The sequence below is a fragment of the Flavobacterium macrobrachii genome, assembly GCF_014486675.1.
GTDB classification, from domain to species: Bacteria; Bacteroidota; Bacteroidia; order Flavobacteriales; family Flavobacteriaceae; genus Flavobacterium; species Flavobacterium macrobrachii.
The window spans coordinates 33599-54605 of sequence record NZ_JACTAC010000013.1; the positions used below are offsets into that span (position 1 = coordinate 33599).

A 21007-nucleotide genomic window follows, 5' to 3' on the forward strand; every position below is an offset into this window, starting at 1 on the left:
TTAAAATTTGATATTGTAGGTTGCACTTGGTACAAATCCAAAAATTGATAGTCGAATGGCTTCATTTGAAGCGGTTTCTTGATTTTGTCTGAACGTAATCGATGCGGCATTCATGCGGTTGTAAATATTATAAATTCCAAAAACCCATTCTGCTTGCCATTTTCTGCCTTTATTTTTTCTTGGTGTTAAGGTCGCTGAAACATCTAATCGATGATAAGAAGGTAAGTTGTTTTCGTTTCTAGAACTGAAATTCGGAACAGTTATTCCTTCGTATTCATATTGTCCGTCAGGAAAAGTTACAGGTTGACCTGTTTGAAAAATGAAATTAGCACCAAAACGCCATTTTTCATTCAATTTATAATTTCCAACTAATGATAAATTATGCGTTTTATCAAAACCTGTTTTATACCAATCGCCGTTATTAATTCCGGTTTCAAGTGGCGTTCTGCCTTCAACTTGTTGTTCGGTTCTGGAAAGTGTATAAGAAAGCCAACCTTTAAATTGACCTGTATTTTTTCGGAACAAAACTTCTAAACCATACGCTCGTGAATTTCCATTTAAAACTACTCTTTCGATAGCTTCGTTCGCAATTAAATTTGCACCATCAATGTAATCTACACGGTTTTTGATGGTTTTGTAAAACGTTTCGGTTTCCAATGAATATTCATCGTCTTTGAAATTTTGGAAATAACCAACAGCAACTTGGTCGAGTAGTTGAGGTTTTAAATATTGATCGCTTGGTGCCCAAACATCCAATGGCGTTGGCGATTGCGTATTGGAAATCAAATGCAAATATTGTGTCATTCTGTTGTAGCTCGCTTTTATGGATTGGTCGTCGTTTAAAGCATAAGAAACCGCTAAACGTGGTTCTAGATTGTCAAATTTGGCAATAGTTTGATTTTTTCCATAACTGACTGTTCCAATAGGATCGGCACTTTCATAGATTTGGAAATTTTCGTTAAAAGTAACTGGTTGATTATTAGCATACGTATTCAATGTTTGCTGACCTAATCGAAGAAACGAACTTCCGCGAAGTCCGTAGGATAAGGTTAAGTTTTTTGTAATTTGGTGTTCCGCATCGATGTAAATCGAATTTTCTAAAGCATATTTTTTGTCTAGTTGGTCAGCATTAATTCCAGAATCGGGACGAGTTGGTTCAATTCTCCCTGGATTGAAATCATAATAATGCGATTGAATTCCGTAGGTTAATTTGAATTTATCAGAAATATAATGTTTTAAATCATATTTGATGTTGTAGTTTTTGATGCCGCTATCCCAATTGAAACCGATGATGTCTAATTTTAATCCATAATAATAATCAGAATAAATCATTGATAAATTGGAGAATAATTTGTCCGAAAATAAATGATTCCAACGGAAATTTAACACCGAATTTCCATACGTATTGACAAAACTATCGTTCAACTGAAAAACATCTCTTCCAAAATATCCCGAAAGATAAATGTTGTTTTTTTCGTTTAACGAATAACTCAATTTGGTATTCAAATCATAAAAATACGCCAAGTTTGGATTGTCAACTAATTTTAAAAAAAGATGTGCATACGAAGCTCTTCCGGCAACAACAAAAGAACCTTTGTCTTTTACAATTGGACCTTCGGCAAGAATTCTACTGGAAATTAAACCAATTCCGCCATTCATGTGAAAGTCGTTTTTGTTTCCTTCTTTTTGATAAATATCCAAAATAGAAGACAATCTTCCACCATAACGCGCTGGAATTCCGCCTTTATATAATTTTAAATCTTTGATAGCATCTGGATTAAAAACCGAAAATAATCCAAAAAGGTGAGAAGAATTATATATCGTAGCTTCGTCTAGTAAAACCAAATTTTGATCCGCGCCACCGCCACGAACGTTAAAACCCGACTGTCCTTCGCCAGCATTGGTAACGCCTGGTAATGTTAAAATGGATTTTATGATATCAACTTCTCCAAAAATAACAGGCATTTCTTTGATTTCCTGAATGGTCAGTTTGTTGACACTCATTTCGGGTTTTCTGATGTCGATGCGTTTTTTGTTGTCAATAATTACGACTTCATCAAGAACTTTACTGCTTTCAGAAAGAAGAAAATTCTTTTTTATATTTTGGGTTAGACTTATTTTTTCGGATGAATTTTGATAACCAACATAGCTTATCGAAACGGTATAATCGCCTTTAGGCAAAGTTATCGAGTAAAAACCATATTCGTTCGTTACAGTTCCAGTTTTGGTTTCTTCAATGAAAACGGAAACACCAATCAAGGTTTCTTTATTGGAACCATCCGAAATAATTCCGCTGAGCGTAAATTTCTCTTGTGAAAATGCAGTTATCGATAAAAATAGTGACAAAAAAAGCGTGAGAATATTTTTTGGCATAAAAATGGTTGTTAATATTACAAAATTCTTAATAAAAAAGGTTACTTGGTCATAATCTTTTGTTAATATTTGGTTAATAAAAACGACTAGTTTTCTTTTAATTAGGTAATTTTACAAATCAAAAATTTATATTTGGGATATGAAGGTACGATTATTAATTTTAATTTTTGTTTCAGCCGTTTTTAATGGATATTCTCAATTTGAGTTACCTAAAAAAACGCTAAAAATTGCGCCTATTTCAAATCCGAGCGGTCAAACTTCGCCAACAACATCTACATCGAGTGCTTTAAAATATCCAAGTATTTTTGACAAAAAAGACAATTTGGCTGGAAAGATTTCTTTGTTAAATCAAAAACCTGAAGAAACAAAAAGTGTCATGGAAACTGAAAAGTTTGAAAGTCAATCAAAAGAATATACGGATAGATTGAACAAGAAAAGCGATGGAAAAATTCTTGAAAAGTTTAAAAGTGATAGTTTTTTAGGACAATTTAAAGTTGGAACAAAAATTATAAGTATTGCTTGTCGTGATCATGAAGCACCCGATGGTGATTTGGTTCGAATTTGGTTAAATGATAAAATGGCGGTTGATGCCATTCTTTTGGATGTTGATTTTAAAGAAGTTTACCTTGAATTAAACGAAGGAATTAACAAAATAGAAATTGAAGCTCTAAATCAAGGAGAATCAGGACCAAATACTGCTCAGTTTGTTATTTATGATCAAAAGAAAGGAACGGTTACTACCAATAAATGGAATTTAACAACTGGAGTTCGAGCTAAAATAATTATTCTAAAAGAAGATGGAGTTTTAGAAGAAAAGAAATAAAAAAAGTCCTGAAATTTTCAGGACTTTTTGTTTTAAGATATATAAAGTTTTAGTTTAACTGAGCTAAAATACCATTGAGTTTTTCACTAGGTTTCATGGCTTTGTTTAACAAACTTTCAACTGGTTTGTAATAACCATCAATGTTTTGAGGTTTTCCTTGTGCATCAATAAGTTCTTGATTTATCGATGCTTCGTTTGCGCTTAAATCATTGGCAATAGGAGTGAAGATAGCTTTTAATTCGGCATCATTATTTTGGTTAACCAAAGCTTGCGCCCAATATAGAGCCAAATAAAAATGCGAACCTCTGTTGTCTAATTGTCCAACTTTTCTAGCCGGAGATTTATCATTGTCTAAGAATTTAGCATTCGCTTCATCTAATGTATCTGCTAAAACTTGTGCTTTAGAATTATTTAAGGTTTGAGCCAAATGTTCTAAAGAAGCTTGTAATGCTAAAAATTCTCCTAAAGAATCCCAACGCAAATATCCTTCTTCTATAAATTGTTCTACGTGTTTTGGAGCAGAACCACCAGCACCAGTTTCGAATAATCCACCGCCATTCATCAATGGAACGATTGAAAGCATCTTTGCTGATGTTCCTAATTCTAAAATCGGAAATAAATCAGTTAGATAATCACGCAATACATTTCCTGAAACTGAAATTACATCTTTGCCAGTTCTAATAATTCGTAACGTTTCTGTCATTGCATCTTTTACATCCATGATGCGAATATCCAGTCCATTTGTATCAAAATCTTTTAAGTATTTTTCAACTTTTTTGATAATTTCTCTATCGTGAGCTCTATCTTTATCTAACCAAAAAATAGCAGTTGTATCGGATAATTTCGCTCTGTTTACGGCTAGTTTTACCCAATCTTGAATTGGCGCATCTTTAGTTTGACACATTCTAAATATATCGCCAACAGAAACAGTTTGCGATAGTAAAACTGTACCGTTTTCAGTTTCAATTGTTACTAATCCATCTTCAGAAAGTTGAAATGTTTTATCGTGCGAACCATATTCTTCTGCTTTTTGTGCCATCAAGCCTACATTTGGAACAGAACCAATTGTTTTTGGATCCAAGGCACCATTTTTCTTCATTTCTTCAATGCAAGCGCTATAAAATCCAGCATAAGAACGATCCGGAATCATGGCAATTGTGTCTTCTTCTTTTCCTTCTGCATTCCACATTTTCCCTCCATTTCTTGCTAATGCAGCCATTGATGCATCAACAATAACATCTGAAGAAACATGGAAATTTGTAATTCCTTTATCGCTATTTACCATAGCAATTCTTGGTCCATTGGTAATAGCATCTGAAATTGCTTGTTTAATTTCAGTTTCTAGAGAATGTCCTGCAATTTTATTGTACAAATCTTGCAAACCATAATCGGGAGTTATATCTAATGCTTTAAAAGTTTCTGAATATTTAGTGTAAACTTCTTCAAAATACGCTTCTACAATTGCACCAAAAATAATTGGATCAGAAACCTTCATCATCGTTGATTTCAGATGAACGGACAGCATTACATCTTTAGCTTTTGCCTCAGAAATTGTTTTTTTTGCATAAACTTTCAAAGCATTCATATTCATTACTGAACTATCAATTACTTCGCCGGCTTTTAGGTTAGCTAAATCTTTTAAAACTTTAGTTTGTCCTGCTTTGCTTGTGAAAACAATTTTATATTTAGTATCGTTATCAATCGTAGTAGAATTTTCAGTTCCAAAAAAATCACCTGTTTCCATGTGAGCTACTTCGGTTTTACTATCGGGACTCCAAACACCCATTTTGTGTGGATTTTTCTTGGCATAGTTTTTAACCGCTTTTGGTGCACGTCTATCTGAATTTCCTTCACGAAGAACTGGATTTACTGCCGAACCTAAAACTTTTGCATATTTTACTTTAACTATTTTTTCTTCATCGGTTTGAGCATCTTCTGGAAAATCAGGAATTTTATAACCTTTGGATTGTAATTCTTTTATCGCATCTTTAAGTTGAGGAACCGAAGCTGAGATATTTGGTAATTTTATAATTTTTGCTTCTGGAGTTGTTGCCAAAAGTCCTAACTCAGCTAAATCATCCGATTGTTTTTGATTGTCGTTTAAATATTCTGGAAAATTCGCCAAAATTCTTCCTGCTAATGAAATATCTCTTGTTTCAACTGAAATTCCTGCAGGTTTTGTGAAGGCTTGAATAATTGGAAGTAGCGAATGTGTTGCAAGCATTGGCGCTTCATCCGTAATGGTATAAATAATTTTAGAATCTGACATTATTTTTGTTTATAAGTTTCTGAAAAAATGTGTAGTACGCAAATATATGAAATTGAGGTATATTTAGTTGTAAAATTGCTATACAAATCATTAAAATTGATGATTTATCAAAAATTGAAGTTTAAATTATGATTTTCGTAAAATGCTAGTGCTTTTTTGTCAAAAAAAAAATCTTCTTGTGTTGAACAAGAAGATTTTTATAAGAAATAAAGAAAGAATTAATTTTTGTATCTTCTTTCTTTGATTTTTGCTTTTTTACCAGTAAGTTCTCTGAAGTAGTAAATTCTAGCTCTACGAACTTTACCTCTTTGGTTCACTTCAACCTTTTGTAAAGCTGGCATATTAACTGGGAAGATACGCTCTACACCAACAGCACCAGACATTTTACGGATTGTAAAAGTTTCAGTAGCTCCAGTTCCTTTTCTTTGGATTACAACTCCTTTGAAAAACTGAGTTCTTGTTTTTTCACCCTCTTTAATTTCGTAGTAAACTGTGATTGTATCACCAGCTCCGAATTCAGGGAAATCTTTTCTTGTTGATAATTCGTTGTTAACGAAATCTACTAAATTTGCCATTTTTTTTGACTATTATGGTTTAAAATCTGAGCAACATTCACGGTTTTCGCCAGAGGTTGGTCAAATGTGGGTGCAAATTTATAACTTTTATTTGATATTACAACTTTTATTTTAGTTTTCAGTCGCAGTTTTGAGTTTTCACAATTTCATACTGCCAACTGCGACTGCCAACTGTGACTATTCCAACAAATCAGGCCTTCTATTTTTTGTGTGTTCATACGCCATATCTTCGCGCCATTTTTCTATTTTGGCAAAATGTCCGCTAGTCAAAATCTCAGGAACTTTCCAACCTTTATAATCTGCAGGTCTTGTATAAATTGGTCCAGAAAGCAATCCGTCTTGAAAACTATCCGTCAAAGCCGAAGTTTCATCTGATAAAACACCTGGAATTAGTCTAATGATAGCATCACAGAAAACAATGGCACCAATTTCGCCACCAGAAAGAACATAATCACCAATAGAGATTTCTTTGGTTATTAAATGGTCGCGAACACGTTGATCCACACCTTTGTAATGTCCACAAAGAATGATGATATTTTCATACATGGAAGCTGTGTTTGCCATTTTCTGGTTTAAAGTTTCACCGTCAGGTGACATGTAAATTACTTCATCGTAGTTTCTTTGAGATTTTAAATGCGCAATACAATCATCGATTGGTTGAATATTCATTACCATTCCAGCTCCACCACCAAACGGATAATCGTCAACCGATTTTTGTTTGTTGGTTGTGTAATCTCTTAAATTATGAAAATGAACTTCCACTAATCCTTTATCGATAGCACGTTTCATAATCGAACCTTCAAAAGGACTTCGTAATAAATCAGGTAATATGGTGATAATATCTATTCGCATTGGGCAAAGATAAGTTTTACTTTTTGGTTGCCAAAATAGAATATACCATTGGAATTTTATTTTCTAAATGTTTAATTCTGTATTTATTTGGTGCAAATTCTTCGGTTTCATTAAAACAATTATACGGAGAATAGTCATATTCATTGAATGAATTGATTTCTAAACCCGATTGTATCAAAGCATTTAAAATTTCACTTGTTGGATGGTTCCATGTAACTGTTTGTGATGAAATCTCGGAACTTCTATCAGCGTAAGTTCCAGATTCGTCTTCAATAATTGGTTCAACATTAAAATAATTATAAAACACTTCTTTGAAATCGTTGTCAAACATCCAAACTACAGGATGAAAATCAGCTATGATAAATTGACCTTTTGGGTGTAGAAAGTGTGAAACGATTTTTGCCCATTTATCTAGATCAGGAAACCAACCAATTGTTCCATAACTTGTAAAAACAATATCAAATTTTTCATTGATATAATCCATAGCATCATAGATGTTGCAACAGACAAAATTTGCATCGAGCTTTAATTTTGTTGCCATTTCAGTAGCTTTTTCAATAGCTTTATCCGATAAATCTAGTCCTGTAACGGTTGCTCCAAGTCGTGCTAATGACAAAGTATCTTGACCAAAATGACATTGCAAATGCAAAATCTTTTTACCAGAAACATCGCCAAGAAGTTCTAATTCAATATCGTTTAATGTTGATTTTCCCTTCAGAAAACTTTCGTTATCATAAAATTCAGAGGTAATGTGAACGTCTGTTTTATTGTTCCAAGTTTGTTTGTTTAGTTCAATATAATTATCCGTATTTTTCATTGTCTTCAAATTGATTATTTAGCCAAATGTACAGTTTTGGAAATAGTTTCTAATGAATTTTATTCGTAAATTTGCACCAAAATTTTTAAAAAAATACAATGGAAAACGGAATATACGCAAAATTCAACACCTCGAAAGGTTCAATTTTAGTAAAACTAACTCACGATTTAACTCCAGGAACAGTTGGTAATTTTGTTGGTTTAGCAGAAGGACAATTAGAAAATTCAGCTCGTCCGATGGGAAAACAATATTACGACGGATTAAAATTTCACAGAGTAATTCCTGATTTTATGATTCAAGGTGGTTGTCCTCAAGGTATTGGAACTGGCGGACCAGGTTATAGTTTTGATGATGAATTTCATCCTTCGTTAAAACACGATAGACCAGGAGTTTTATCAATGGCAAATTCTGGACCAGCAAGTAACGGTTCTCAGTTTTTTATAACGCATGTTCCAACCAATTGGCTGGATAATAAGCATACTGTTTTTGGTCATGTTGTTGAAGGACAAGAAGTTGTTGATGCTGTAGCTCAAGGTGATGTTTTAGAAACTCTTGAAATTGTTAGAGTTGGTGAAGAAGCTGAAAAATGGAATGCTATCGAAGCGTTTAGAACTTTTGAAGGTTCACGTTTAAGGAGAATTGAAGAGGCAAAAAAGCAAGCCGAAGAAGCCATGGAGAAGTTAGCTGCTGGTTTTGAAAAAACGGAAAGCGGATTGCGTTATAAATTAATCCAAAATGGTAACGGAAAACAAGCTGAAAAAGGAAAAACAGTTTCAGTTCATTACACAGGACAATTAGATAATGGTAAAACTTTCGATTCTTCTTATCCTAGAAAAAAACCAATCGAATTTCCATTAGGAAAAGGTCATGTTATTGAAGGTTGGGATGAAGGTATTGCTCTTTTAAAAGTAGGCGATAAAGCTCGTTTTGTTATACCATCTTATTTAGCCTATGGTTCAGCTGGTGCTGGAGGTGTAATTCCACCAAATGCTACATTAATTTTTGATGTAGAATTGATGGATGTGAAGTAATATTAAATATTCAAATATTAAATTTTAAATATCCCAAAGCTGAACGGTTTGGGATATTTTTTATATATTTAATACAAGTGAAAAATAGGATAGAAGATTAATAATTTACTTAATTTTTACTTAATAATTCTACCCGATAGAACTTCTGTCGGGTTTTTTTATAGTTTTACTTTAACTTAAAAACCAATAAATCATGAAATTAAAAATTACTTTACTCTCGATTTTATCTCTAATAATTTATTCCTGTGCTACAAAATCAAGTGTTCCAACAGAAGTGGCTAAAAAAGAAGAACCAAAAGTTATGGCTTTTGCGACAATTCTGGATACTGAATTAACCGAGGGTAAAATGTTATATGAAAATAATTGTAATAAATGTCACGAATTATTTGAACCTAATCGTTTCACCGCTTCTCAATGGTCACCAATAGTATATCGAATGCAAAAAGAGGCAGGTATTACAGATGTTGATAGAGAGAAAATTTATAAATATTTAACAGCTAATTCTCAATAAACAGCATAATTAGTTTTTAAACACTAAATCCATTCGGCAAAACAGCACCTTTTTTAACCACAATAATTCCGTCTTTTACAGTATATAAATCCGTATTTGTATCTTCTAGATGTTTTCCGCCGTTCAATCGAACATCATTACCAATTCTACAATTTTTATCTACGATAGTGTTGTTAATAAAACAACGTTCACCTATACCGATATTGATGATGTTATTCATATCATTAGTTCTGATTTCTTCAAGATTTTGATAATAATCATTACCCATAAGATAAGAATTAATTATGGTTGAACCATATCCAATTCGGCTTCTAATTCCGATAACCGAATGTTCTACCGTAACACCATTTATGATACAACCTTCGGCAATAACCGATTTGTCAATAGTTGAAGCACCCGTAATTTTTGATGGTGGCAAAACCCTTGCACGAGTATAAATTTTACTCGAATTATCAAATAAATTGAATTTCGGAATGTCATCTGTCAAACCTAAATTAGCTTCAAAAAACGAATCGATGTTCCCAATATCAGTCCAATAACCTTCATATTGATAGCTCAATATTTTTTGTTTTCCAATAGCTTGCGGAATAATTTCTTTACCAAAATCTTTCGTTTCTTGATTTTTCATCAATTCCACCAACAAATCCCTATTGAAGATATAAATTCCCATCGAGGCTAAATAGTGTTTGCCTTCCGCCTTGGATTCTTCACTAACTTCCGATGTCCATTGTGGCAATAAATCCGCTTTTGGTTTTTCAATAAACGACGTAATAAAATTTTCCGCATCGGTTTTCAAAATTCCAAATTCCGGAGCTTCTTTTGCCGTTACAGGCAATGTAGCAATAGAAATCGAAGCACCAGAATCATGATGCGCTTTAATCATTTCATTAAAATCCATTTGATATAATTGATCTCCCGAAAGTATCAAAGCATAATCAAAATCATGGTTTAAAAAATGTGTCATACATTGTCTAACAGCATCTGCAGTTCCTTGAAACCAAGTTGGATTATCTGGCGTTTGTTCGGCAGCTAGAATATCCACAAAAGCCGTACTGAAATGGCTAAAATGATACGTGTTTTTAATGTGTTGGTTTAATGAAGCCGAATTAAATTGCGTCAAAACAAACATTCGTTTAATATCGGAATTGATACAATTAGAAATCGGAATGTCAACCAAACGGTATTTTCCAGCAATGGGAACAGCTGGTTTTGAACGACTTTCTGTTAATGGTGCCAATCTTGAACCTTGTCCGCCACCAAGAATAATGGCTAATGTTGATTTATTTATCATTTTCTATGTCATTATGAGGAACTAAAAAAACCATCCTCTTTATTAATTTTTTATTTTTTGGGCAACTATTCCGCCTTCCACTCCCGCTTTTTTATCTTTTCAAAAAAAGAAAAGATAAAAAGAGCTCCGTTCAAGTCGGGTTGCGATCGGTAGTCTTAAATTGAAATGGTCATTCATCAATCAACAAACTTCCATAATAAATTGACACTAATTAATCATCAATTTGTAATCTTGAAACATAAATTCGATGAATTTACAATTGTATTCTTACTTTTTAATGTTATATTCTTAGTTTTTAATGTTGTATTCTTACTTTTTAACATTAAATTTTACTCCTTACTCCTCACTCTTCACTCTTCACTAATCACTCTTCACTAATCACTCTTTACGCCTTTTCTTTCTCAAATCTACCAATCACTTCCTCATAATAACTATAAGTTGTTTTTGCTATCGATTCCCAGCTGAATTTTTCTAAAACTCTATGTCTTCCGGCTTTTCCCATTGCGGTAGCTAAATCCTCATCAGCCAATAAACGATTTATTTTTTCGGCAAAATTTCTTTGAAATGCTTCTGGATTTTTTGGATTAAAATCGGTTCTTGAAATACTTTCCAACGGAATTAAATATCCCGTTTCATTCTCAACAATGATTTCAGGAATGCCGCCAACAGCACTTCCAACCACTGGCGTTTCACACGACATCGCTTCCAAATTGATAATGCCAAACGGTTCATACAGCGATGGACAAGCAAAAACTCGTGCATGACTATACAAAACCTTGATTTTTTCTCTTGGCAACATTTCCGAGATTAAAATAACTCCATCACGATTTGATTTCAGTTTCGAAATTAATGCTTCGGTTTCTGCTGCAATTTCTGGCGTGTCTGGCGCACCAGCACAAAGTACAATTTGACAGTTTTTGTCGAAATATTGTGCCGCTTCAATGAGTTGTGAAATTCCTTTTTGACGAGTAATTCTCCCAACGAAAAGTACAAACGGAACAGCTGGATTTATTCCTAATTCGACTAATAAATTGTTATCATACGTTGGTTTATAAAACTCAGGATCAATACCGTTATGAATTACCGTAACTTTTTCGGGAGAAACGCCATAGGCTTCAACCACATCGGTTTTCATTTGTTCGCTTACAGCAATAATTCCGTCGGCGGTATTGTATGCATGATTTTCAATCCATCGGGAAAGAAAATATCCGTTGCCGAGTTGTTCTACTTTCCATGGTCGATGCGTTTCTAAACTGTGCGTGGTTAAAATTAATGGCGATTGCACTAATTCTCTCGAAAAAATTCCGGCCAAATGCGTGTACCAAGTATGACAATGAATAACATCAGCTTCTAAGGTATGTTGCGCCATTTCTACATTGCGGCTCAAGTTTTGAAACATTTTAATGTGCGGATTATTTTCGTCATTCATTACGTTTAATGAAGGTTGAACTCCTAACACATTGAGTTGGTTTGTTTGTTCTTTTTGATTACCAAAACAGCGAACTTCTACTTGGGCAAGTTTCTTTAATTCGTGGCTTAAAAAATCGATGTGAACACCTGCGCCACCATAAATATTAGGCGGAAATTCATTGGTGAAAAGGGCTATTTTCATACTGAAAACATAAAAAGGTTTACTATATTGTATCAGAAAATCTAAATGTACAAAAAAGTATTGGGTTTTATGTTAAAAACTAATTAGAAAAAGATTATAAAATGAATGCAATTGAAACGCCATTGCAATGGTCAGAATTTGAACGAGTAGAAATGCGTATTGGAACCATTTTAGAAGTAAATGATTTCCCCGAAGCTAGAAAACCTGCTTTTCAATTGTTGATTGATTTTGGTTCGGCAATTGGAAAAAAAAAATCTTCAGCACAAATCACAAAACGATATACTAAAGAAGATTTGGTTGGAAAGCAAATTATAGCCGTTGTCAATTTTCCTAGAAAACAAATTGGAACATTTATGAGCGAATGCTTGGTTTTAGGTTCTGTTGGAGATAATAATGATATTGTTTTGTTGACTTCGGATATAAAAGTTGAAAATGGACTGAGAATAGGTTAGTTCTGTCTATTTTTTCTTTTTTGTGCCATATACATATTGAAAATGGATAATAGAATAAAAAGCACTGGAACTATAAAGTAACTTTTTCGTTCATCCATTGAGTTTTCGGCTTTGGCAACTTGGTAATTTTCATAAATGATGTAAATCCAAAAAGCAATACAAATCGAATTGATAATGATGCTGTGTTTGTTTAGAAACGCTAGAATTTTTTGCATAATGATATGTTGAAAAAAAAGCCCAAAAATTACTATTTTGGGCTTTTGCGGTTAAATTTATATTTTAAATATCGTCAAAATCGATATCGGTAAAACTTTTTTCAGAAGCGGTAGTTTCGCTTGTAGTTTCTTGATAATATTCTTTTTTGAAGTCTTTTTGGTGCCTTTCAGAAATTACTTCTTCGCCTTTTTGATTTAAAACATACGATGTCATTTCGCCTAATATTTCAGTAAATGCTGCAAAATCTTCTTTGTACAAATAGATTTTGTGTTTTTTGAAATGAAACGAACCATCTTCTTCTGTAAATTTTTTACTTTCGGTAATGGTTACATAATAATCGTCGGCTTTTGTGGCTCTTACATCAAAGAAATAAGTTCTTCTTCCTGCTCTTAAAACTTTAGAAAAAATTTCATCTTTTTCTAACATATCATTTTCTCTCATATTCTTTCGGTCAATTAATTGTGTTTCTGTATTGTTCAAAAATGGTAAATTTTTTGTTACCAAGCAACATTTAATTTAATTCTTTTTCCGAAAGTTGTTTCAAATAAAGCTCGGCATAATAACCTTCTTCGTTTATTAATTGATTATGAGAACCTTCTTGGATAATTTTTCCTTCGTCGAGAATAATGATTTTATCCGCATTTTTAGCAGATGAAACTCTGTGGCTAACAATAATTGTAGTTTTATCTTTAGAAATTTGAAGTAAGTTGTTCAAAATTTGTTCTTCGGTTTCAGTATCAACAGCCGATAGACAATCGTCAAAAAGGAGAATTTCAGGATTTTTGATAATTGCTCTGGCAATAGAAACACGCTGTTTTTGTCCGCCAGAAAGTGTAATTCCTCTTTCGCCAAGAACAGTTTCATATTGGTTGTTGAAATTCATGATATTATCGTGAACAACGGCTTGTTTTGCAGCAGTAAACACTTCTTCATCGGTAGCATTCTCTTTTCCAAATTTGATGTTATTCTTGATACTATCTGAAAATAAAAAAGCATCTTGAGGAACAATTCCAATGCTGTTCCGTAAATCATATAAATTGACTTGGTCGATATTTTTTTTGTCTATTAAAATGTTTCCATTTTTAATATCATACATTCTAGTTATTAACGAAAGTAATGTTGATTTTCCAGAACCCGTTTTGCCTAAAACGGCTAAAGTTTCTCCTTTTTTAATGGTAAACGAAATGTTATCCAATGCTGTAATTTCGGTATCTTCATAGGTAAAAGTCACGTTTTTAAATTGAATTTCACCATTAATGATTGAGTTTTCGGTGGTTTTATTCTTTATTTCAGGTTGCACTTTTAGAAATTCGTTAATTCTTTTTTGTGATGCTTCAGCTTCTTGAACTAATGATGAAACCCAACCGATAGAAGCAACTGGCCAAGTTAACATGTTTACGTAGAGAATAAATTCGGCAATGGTTCCAATGCTTTTTATCGTTCCATCAATGTACATCATTCCACCAAAATAGATAACCACTAAATTACTAACACCAATCAATGCAATCATCAACGGACCAAAAAGCGATTGTACTTTAGCTAAATCCATGCTTTTGGTTTTACTTTCGTTAGCCAAATCGACCATGTTTTTTTGGTATTGATTTTCTAATGCATAGGCTTTAACTACTCGAACTCCAGAGAAAATTTCTTGGGTAAAACTCGATATTTTGGATAAATATTGTTGGAAAGTTGTACTTCTAACGTTGATTTCAGTACTAAGTTTGAATATAATATACGATAATAGTGGCAAAGGCAAAATAGTATATAATGTTAATCTTGGCGAAACATTATACATATAAATTATCACGATGGCAAAACGAATTACAGTGTTAATCGTGTACATCACCGCTGGTCCAACATACATTCTAACTTTCCCAACATCTTCACTAATTCTACTCATTAAATCGCCAGTTCTATTGCGTTTATAGAAGTTTTGGTCTAACTCTTCATAATGTTTGAAGACTTCGTTTTTTAGGTCAAATTCTACGTGACGCGACATTACAATTAAGGTTTGGCGCATCAAAAAAGTCAAAACTCCAGCAACCAAAGTTGTGCCAACTATTAAAAGAATGTTGTTGATTAATTCTACTTTAATTACATCGGTCCCAACATTATTTTTATTGAAATCTTCAATTGCTTTAAAAGAGCTACTGATAAGCTTTGGTGTAAACAGCGAAAAAATTTGTGCTACTATTGTAATAAAAATACCTAAAAGGAAGTGGTATTTGTATTTGATAAAATATTTATTTAGATATTGAAGTTCTTTCATCTTTTTATGGCGAAAATCTAATAAAATTAATTAAAAACAGTTAAAATTATATTAAAAATATAAATATTAAATTCGTATTTATTGTTGATTTTACTAACAAATTCATAATTATTATCGATATGAATGCATTTTATTGAATAAAATGCTAAATTTGCCTATTGTTTTTAGGAAATGCTAAAAATACCAATTTAATTAAATTTTTATGACTTCAGAAATTACAACCCCAGTCGAGTTAAAAAAAATGGATCCAGTATTTGGACAATTATCATTTGATAATCACGAGCAAATTGTTTTTTGTCATGACAAAGATACGGGTTTAAAGGCAATAATTGGTATTCATAATACAGTTATGGGACCAGCTTTGGGCGGAACAAGAATGTGGAAATATGCAAATGAATGGGAAGCTTTGAATGATGTATTACGACTTTCTCGTGGAATGACTTATAAATCAGCAATTACAGGTTTAAATCTTGGTGGTGGAAAGGCCGTTATCATTGGCGACTCTAAACTAGATAAAACTCCAGAAATGATTACAAAGTTTGGTGAATTTGTGAATTCATTAAGCGGAAAATACATCACTGCAGAAGACGTTGGAACAACTACCGAAGATATGGACAGAATTAGCTTGGTTACTAATCATGTAACAGGTATTTCGGTTGAAAAAGGCGGTTCAGGAAATCCTTCTCCAGTAACAGCTTATGGTGTTTATATGGGAATGAAAGCTGCAGCTAAATACCAATTTGGTTCTGATAACCTTGGAGGAAAAAAAGTTTTAGTTCAAGGAACAGGACATGTTGGTGAAACTTTGATTAGCTATTTAAGAAAAGAAGGAGCAGAGGTTTTTGTTTCGGATATTCACCAAGATAAAATGGAAAACATGGTTTCTAACTATGGTGCCAAAATATTTACAGGTGCTGATTTGTACAGTGCTGATGTTGATATTTATTCGCCATGTGCTTTAGGAGCAACAATTAATGACGATACCGTATATAAAATCAATGCAAAAGTAATTGCTGGTGCTGCAAACAATCAGTTGGCTGTAGAATCAGTTCACGGAAAAATCCTTAGAGAAAGAGGAATTGCTTATGCACCAGATTTCTTGATTAACGCTGGAGGAATTATCAATGTGTATGGTGAAATCGTGAAATACCAAGAAGGTGAAGCGATTAGAAGAACTGAAAACATCTATAATACAACTTTAGAAATTTTCAATTTTGCAGATGTAAACAATATGACTACGCAACAAGCTGCTATGCAAATTGCTGAAAACAGAATTGAACAAAGAAGAAAAGAAAACGCTACTAAATAACGGTAGTTTTTTAAAATAATACTATTTTTGCAACGCGAAAGATTTTCTTTCGCGTTGTTAATTTTTAAAAGTTCTTACAGGTGTTAAACAGAAGACATATTCGTGTAAAAGTGATGCAATCTATTTATGCAATGCATCAAAAAAATTCAGATGAAATAGAAAAAGAAGAGAAATTCTTGTATCATAGCATTGATAACATTCTCGATTTATATCTTATAATGGTTTCTTCATTGATTGAAATTAAAAAAAAGGAAGTTGTTTTTCTTGAAACTTCAAGTAAAAAACACCTTGCAACACCCGAAGAAAAAAATCCTAATAAAAAGTTTATCAATAATGCTGTTCTTCAAATTTTAGAAGAAAGCAACTCCATTAGTATTTCACTTGAAACTAGAAAAATCAATAACTGGTCGATGAACGATGACTATATTTTGATTTTATTAAATGAAGTTAAAAAAAGTGAATTGTATCAAAATTATATGCAAACCAAAACTTCAACTTTTGAAGAAGACAAGCAGTTTGTAGTTGACTTATTTACTGAAGTTATTGCGCCAAATGATAAATTATACGAATATTTGGAAGACAATAAACTAACTTGGATTGATGATATACCAATGGTAAATACTCAAATTCAAAAACAATTGCGTCAAATTAAAGAAGGCGACGAATTTAGAGTGCCAAAATTGTATAAAGACCAAGAAGACAAAGAGTTTGTTAGTCTTTTATTCCGAAAAACAGTGCTAAACGAAATAGAATTAGCAAAGGAATATATCGATAAAACACCAAATTGGGATTCGGAACGAATTGCTGAAATCGATACCATTATTTTGAAGATGGCAATTTGTGAGTTTTTGAAGTTTCCATCCATTCCTGTAAAAGTTACCATTAATGAATATCTTGAATTAGCTAAAGAATATTCAACACCAAAAAGTAGTATTTTCATCAACGGAATTTTGGATAATTTAGTAAAAGATTTTACCAATGACGGTAAAATGAAAAAATCAGGAAGAGGTTTATTATAAATAAATATTATTATGTTAAGAAAAATTAGAATAATTGCTGTTTTTAGTTTAGCAATTTTAGGAGCATCATGTAAAAATGAAAATAAAGCTGATGAAGCTAATTCAAATGTTCAACAAGAACAGCCTGTAGTCAATGGAAGTGGTAAAACAACTTCTGAAGATTTTCAAAATCAGAGTATAAAATTTCCAAAACCAGTAGATGGTAAATATCCCGTAATTACGTTTAAAGAAACCGAATTTGATTTTGGAGATATTGAGCAAGGTGATAAAGTAGAGCATACTTTTGAATTCACTAATACAGGCGAAGCCAATTTGATTATTGCTGATGCAAAGGCTTCATGCGGTTGTACAGTTCCAGAATATCCTAAAAATGAATATATTAAACCAGGCGATACAGGGAAAATTAAAGTTACCTTTGATTCAGCAAGAAAAGTTGGTAAAACTTCGAAAACAATTACAATAATTTGTAATACAGAAAAAGGTACAGAATTATTAACAATAAAAACAACTATTAAAGTAGCTGGTTAATAAGCTATTTATTAAAACAAACAATTATGGAAAATTTACAACAATTTTTGCCTTTTTTATTAATCATCGTGGTGATGTACTTCTTTATGATTAGACCACAACAAAAGAAAATAAAACAAGAAAAAGAATTTGAATCGTCTTTAAAAGTAGGTGATAAAATCATCACTAAAAGCGGACTTCACGGAAAAGTTTCCGAATTAGCAGAAACAACTGTAGTTATTGAAACCATGTCTGGAAAATTAAAAATGGAACGTTCAGCTATTTCATTAGAATTAACTGCTGCTTTGAATAAGAAAGCATAAGTATATAAATTCAAAATTTAAAATCCCAAATTCCAAGTAAAGATATGGAATTTGGGATTTTTTTATTTTAAAATAAACGAAAGATTTATTTTTTCTTTTTACTCTTCTTCTTTTTAGAAAAATCAGTTGTTGCGGTTAGTTGCGCAATTTTCACAATTACTTCTACTGCTTTTTGCATACTTTCTACCGGAACATATTCGTATTTTCCGTGGAAATTATGTCCGCCAGCAAAAATGTTTGGACAAGGTAATCCCATATAAGATAATCGACAACCGTCAGTTCCGCCACGGATTGGTTTTATTAATGGTTTTATGCCTAAGCTTTTCATAGCTTTTTCAGCTAAATCAACTATGAACATTACAGGTTCAACTTTTTCTTTCATGTTGTAATACTGATCTTTGATTTCGCAGATTGCAATGTCTTCGCCAAATTGTTTTTTGTATTCTTTGTTGATTTTCTTGACAATTTTATGAACCAATTCTTTTCGCTTAGTGAACTTTTTCATGTCGTGGTCACGAATGATTAATTCCAATTTTGTTTCTTCAATGCTTCCTGTTAGTCCAGTAACGTGGAAAAAACCATCATAACCTTTGGTTTCTTGTGGTGTTTCGCCTTTTGGTAATTCGTTGATAAAATCATTGGCAATTAGCATCGAATTAATCATTTTTCCTTTGGCATAACCAGGATGAACCGATTTTCCTTTGAAAGTTATTTTCACTCCAGCGGCATTGAAATTTTCATATTCCAATTCGCCAATTTGGCTTCCGTCCATGGTGTAAGCCCATTCGGCACCAAATTTTTCTACGTCAAATAAATCGGCACCGCGACCAATTTCTTCATCAGGAGTGAAGCAAATTCTGATTTTTCCGTGTTTGATTTCAGGATTGTTGATTAGGAATTCCATTGCGGTAACAATTTCGGTAATTCCGGCTTTGTCATCGGCGCCTAGAAGTGTTAAACCATTGGTGGTGATTAGCGTTTGTCCTTTGTATTGTAGTAAATCTTTAAAGTAGTTTGGCGAAAGCACGATGTTGTTTTCTTTGTTTAAAAGAATATCGCCACCATCATAGTTTTCAATGACTTGGGGTTGAACATTGGCACCCGTAAAATCGGGAGTTGTGTCAAAATGAGCCACGAAACCAATCGTTGGAACTTCGTGTTCAACATTAGAAGGTAAAGTTGCCATAACATAGGAATGTTTGTCAATGGTAACGTCTTCCAAGCCGATGACTTTTAGTTCTTCGACTAGTTTATGGGCTAAATTCCATTGTTTTTCTGTGCTTGGTGTTGTTGTTGAATTTGGATCCGATTCAGTATCGATGGTTACATAACTGATGAAGCGATTGATAATATCTTGCATTGTAAATTGTTTTTAGCAAAGATAATTAAAATCACTTTAGACTGCATTTAAAATGGGGTTGGTTTTACTTCTTTTGTATTGATAGCGGATACTTTGTTTTGGGCATTTACAACTACATATAGTTCTCGTTTGTAAAGTTTTTTTTCATAGTTTATATCATAGCGAAAGGTATATTCGTCGAGGATTTTGTTGTGTTTTATGTCGAGAAGCTTTAATCCAAGGAATTTACCGTTGCGTTGGTTTATTTTTTTGCAGGTAGTGGCTATTTTTTGTGGTGTAGCGTTTGCAATGACTTTATCTGTAGCTTCGGATTTAGAAAAGGCTTTGAAGGTTGAGGTATTGCAGGTTTCGAGTAGGCGAGTGCCCAGGTTGTAGGCTCTATCGCTCTTTATTTTGTCCACTTCGTTTGGTGCAATTGTACTGATGGTTTCTGTGGTGGTAGTTTCTGTGGGGTTGTTGCTGTTGTCTAGGGTTGTTTTTTTTGATTTGCAGGCAGCAAGGGTTATTATGGTTAGGAATAAAAGGACTTTTTTCATGCTTTTTTGTTTTAAAAATTTAAAGTTCTTTAAATTTTATAGAAAAAGGAAGTGGTTTAACATTTAGTAAACGTTTTTTATTGCTGGTTTTTGGTCTGTTTTTATAGTTTGATGTGTTGATGAAAGAAGTAAGAGGTAAGAAGCAAGAAGCAAGAGGAAAGAAGCAAGAAGCAAGAGGTAAGAAGATAAGGCGGAAAGGCTGTCGGAGGATGCGAATGGTTGGAGAACGAGGCGTAAAGGTTGTCGGACAAGGCGGAGAGTTCGTCGGAGGAAGCTGAATGGTTGTCGGAGGATGCGGAATGGTTGGAGAACGATGCGGAATGGTTGGAGAACGAGGCGTAAAGGTTGTCGGACAAGGCGGAGAGTTCGTCGGAGGAAGCTGAATGGTTGTCGGAGGAAGCTGAATGGTTGGAGAACAAGGCGGAGAGGTTGTCGAACGAGGTGGAATGGTTGGAGAACGATGCGGAGAGGTTGTCGAACGAGGTGGAATGGTTGGAGAACGAGGCGGAGAGGTTGTCGGAGGAGTCGTGTGTGATGGAAATGGAGTTGAGTAAGACGGAAATGGAGTTGAGAATGGTGGAAATGGAATTGAGAATGATGGAAATGGAGTTGAGTAAGACGGAAATGGAATTGAGAATGATGGAAATGGAGTTGAGAATGATGGAAATGGGGTTGAGTAAGACGGAAATGGAATTGAGAATGATGGAAATGGAGTTGAGTAAGACGGAAATGGAGTTGAGAATGATGGAAATGGAGTTGAGTAAGACGAAAATGGAGTTGTGGTGGTTGAATTTAGAAAATAGAGAAAAGAGAAAAGGGATAGGAACTGATGGTGGTTTTTTTGTTGCACGAAGTTGCGCTA

Annotated in this window: 21 protein-coding genes; 9 read left to right on the forward strand and 12 right to left on the reverse strand. The window is 33.2% G+C overall.

Features of this window, described 5'->3' with window-relative positions:
- Complete coding sequence (locus tag IAI56_RS04885) at positions 1–2373, reverse strand: TonB-dependent receptor (RefSeq protein WP_187656803.1); 2373 nt, start codon at positions 2371–2373, stop codon at positions 1–3.
- 139 nt (positions 2374–2512) lie between these two features.
- Between IAI56_RS04885 and IAI56_RS04890 the strand changes: the two genes are divergently transcribed.
- The gene (locus IAI56_RS04890; RefSeq protein ID WP_187656804.1) at positions 2513–3196 is read left to right on the forward strand and encodes a hypothetical protein; all 684 of its coding nucleotides are present in this window, start codon (positions 2513–2515) and stop codon (positions 3194–3196) included.
- Positions 3197–3245: 49 nt separating this feature from the next.
- On the opposite strand, the gene IAI56_RS04895 is transcribed toward IAI56_RS04890, so the two are convergent.
- From IAI56_RS04895 to IAI56_RS04910, 4 genes are all read right to left on the reverse strand, one after another.
- On the reverse strand, positions 3246–5465 hold the full coding sequence (locus tag IAI56_RS04895; RefSeq protein ID WP_187656805.1) for an NADP-dependent isocitrate dehydrogenase: 2220 nt from the start codon (positions 5463–5465) through the stop codon (positions 3246–3248).
- Between the two features lie 218 nt (positions 5466–5683).
- A complete protein-coding gene (gene rplS, locus IAI56_RS04900; protein ID WP_187656806.1) occupies positions 5684–6040 on the reverse strand; it encodes a 50S ribosomal protein L19 in 357 nt (118 codons plus the stop codon).
- 177 nt (positions 6041–6217) lie between these two features.
- Entirely contained in the window at positions 6218–6892 is a 675-nt protein-coding gene (trmD, locus tag IAI56_RS04905; RefSeq protein ID WP_187656807.1) for a tRNA (guanosine(37)-N1)-methyltransferase TrmD, read from the reverse strand.
- Between the two features lie 16 nt (positions 6893–6908).
- Complete coding sequence (locus tag IAI56_RS04910) at positions 6909–7709, reverse strand: class I SAM-dependent methyltransferase (protein WP_187656808.1); 801 nt, start codon at positions 7707–7709, stop codon at positions 6909–6911.
- Positions 7710–7807: 98 nt separating this feature from the next.
- Here IAI56_RS04910 and IAI56_RS04915 point away from each other — a divergent pair, with 98 nt between their 5' ends.
- Together IAI56_RS04915 and IAI56_RS04920 are read left to right on the forward strand one after the other, a co-directional pair.
- Positions 7808–8740, forward strand: coding sequence for a peptidylprolyl isomerase (locus IAI56_RS04915; protein WP_187656809.1), 933 nt, complete (start codon positions 7808–7810; stop codon positions 8738–8740).
- A gap of 193 nt (positions 8741–8933) precedes the next feature.
- On the forward strand, positions 8934–9251 hold the full coding sequence (locus IAI56_RS04920) for a c-type cytochrome (protein WP_187656810.1): 318 nt from the start codon (positions 8934–8936) through the stop codon (positions 9249–9251).
- Positions 9252–9267: 16 nt separating this feature from the next.
- On the opposite strand, the gene IAI56_RS04925 is transcribed toward IAI56_RS04920, so the two are convergent.
- Together IAI56_RS04925 and glgA are read right to left on the reverse strand one after the other, a co-directional pair.
- A complete protein-coding gene (locus IAI56_RS04925) occupies positions 9268–10542 on the reverse strand; it encodes a glucose-1-phosphate adenylyltransferase (protein ID WP_187656811.1) in 1275 nt (424 codons plus the stop codon).
- 385 nt (positions 10543–10927) lie between these two features.
- Positions 10928–12154 carry a glycogen synthase gene (gene glgA, locus IAI56_RS04930; RefSeq protein ID WP_187656812.1) on the reverse strand — a complete coding sequence of 409 codons (1227 nt, stop codon included), beginning with the start codon at positions 12152–12154 and terminating at the stop codon, positions 10928–10930.
- A gap of 101 nt (positions 12155–12255) precedes the next feature.
- On the opposite strand from glgA, the gene IAI56_RS04935 reads away from it, so the two are divergent.
- On the forward strand, positions 12256–12606 hold the full coding sequence (locus tag IAI56_RS04935; protein ID WP_187656813.1) for a tRNA-binding protein: 351 nt from the start codon (positions 12256–12258) through the stop codon (positions 12604–12606).
- Here IAI56_RS04935 and IAI56_RS04940 read toward each other — a convergent pair.
- From IAI56_RS04940 to IAI56_RS04950, 3 genes are all read right to left on the reverse strand, one after another.
- On the reverse strand, positions 12603–12821 hold the full coding sequence (locus IAI56_RS04940; RefSeq protein WP_187656814.1) for a hypothetical protein: 219 nt from the start codon (positions 12819–12821) through the stop codon (positions 12603–12605). The two genes, IAI56_RS04935 and IAI56_RS04940, sit on opposite strands and share 4 nt — an antisense overlap.
- 64 nt (positions 12822–12885) lie before the next feature.
- A complete protein-coding gene (locus IAI56_RS04945) occupies positions 12886–13263 on the reverse strand; it encodes a PUR family DNA/RNA-binding protein (protein ID WP_169523297.1) in 378 nt (125 codons plus the stop codon).
- A 70-nt stretch (positions 13264–13333) separates the two neighbouring features.
- Complete coding sequence (locus IAI56_RS04950; protein ID WP_187656815.1) at positions 13334–15091, reverse strand: ABC transporter ATP-binding protein; 1758 nt, start codon at positions 15089–15091, stop codon at positions 13334–13336.
- Between the two features lie 202 nt (positions 15092–15293).
- Here IAI56_RS04950 and IAI56_RS04955 point away from each other — a divergent pair, with 202 nt between their 5' ends.
- The 4 genes from IAI56_RS04955 to yajC all read left to right on the forward strand — a co-directional run bounded on the left by IAI56_RS04955 (position 15294) and on the right by yajC (position 18249).
- Positions 15294–16400 (forward strand): Glu/Leu/Phe/Val dehydrogenase dimerization domain-containing protein, encoded by a 1107-nt coding sequence (locus IAI56_RS04955; RefSeq protein ID WP_187656816.1) that lies wholly within the window; start codon positions 15294–15296, stop codon positions 16398–16400.
- A 113-nt stretch (positions 16401–16513) separates the two neighbouring features.
- A complete protein-coding gene (nusB, locus tag IAI56_RS04960; RefSeq protein WP_187656823.1) occupies positions 16514–17419 on the forward strand; it encodes a transcription antitermination factor NusB in 906 nt (301 codons plus the stop codon).
- Between the two features lie 12 nt (positions 17420–17431).
- Positions 17432–17947, forward strand: coding sequence for a DUF1573 domain-containing protein (locus IAI56_RS04965; protein ID WP_187656817.1), 516 nt, complete (start codon positions 17432–17434; stop codon positions 17945–17947).
- A 26-nt stretch (positions 17948–17973) separates the two neighbouring features.
- Entirely contained in the window at positions 17974–18249 is a 276-nt protein-coding gene (gene yajC / locus IAI56_RS04970; protein ID WP_187656818.1) for a preprotein translocase subunit YajC, read from the forward strand.
- Between the two features lie 85 nt (positions 18250–18334).
- Here yajC and pepT read toward each other — a convergent pair whose 3' ends face one another.
- Positions 18335–19609: a peptidase T gene (pepT, locus tag IAI56_RS04975; RefSeq protein WP_187656819.1), complete on the reverse strand. Its 1275-nt coding sequence runs from the start codon at positions 19607–19609 to the stop codon at positions 18335–18337.
- Between the two features lie 47 nt (positions 19610–19656).
- A complete protein-coding gene (locus tag IAI56_RS04980) occupies positions 19657–20145 on the reverse strand; it encodes a hypothetical protein (RefSeq protein ID WP_187656820.1) in 489 nt (162 codons plus the stop codon).
- A 387-nt stretch (positions 20146–20532) separates the two neighbouring features.
- On the opposite strand from IAI56_RS04980, the gene IAI56_RS04985 reads away from it, so the two are divergent.
- Positions 20533–21007: hypothetical protein (locus IAI56_RS04985; protein ID WP_222940972.1), on the forward strand; the 475-nt coding region annotated here is incomplete at its 3' end.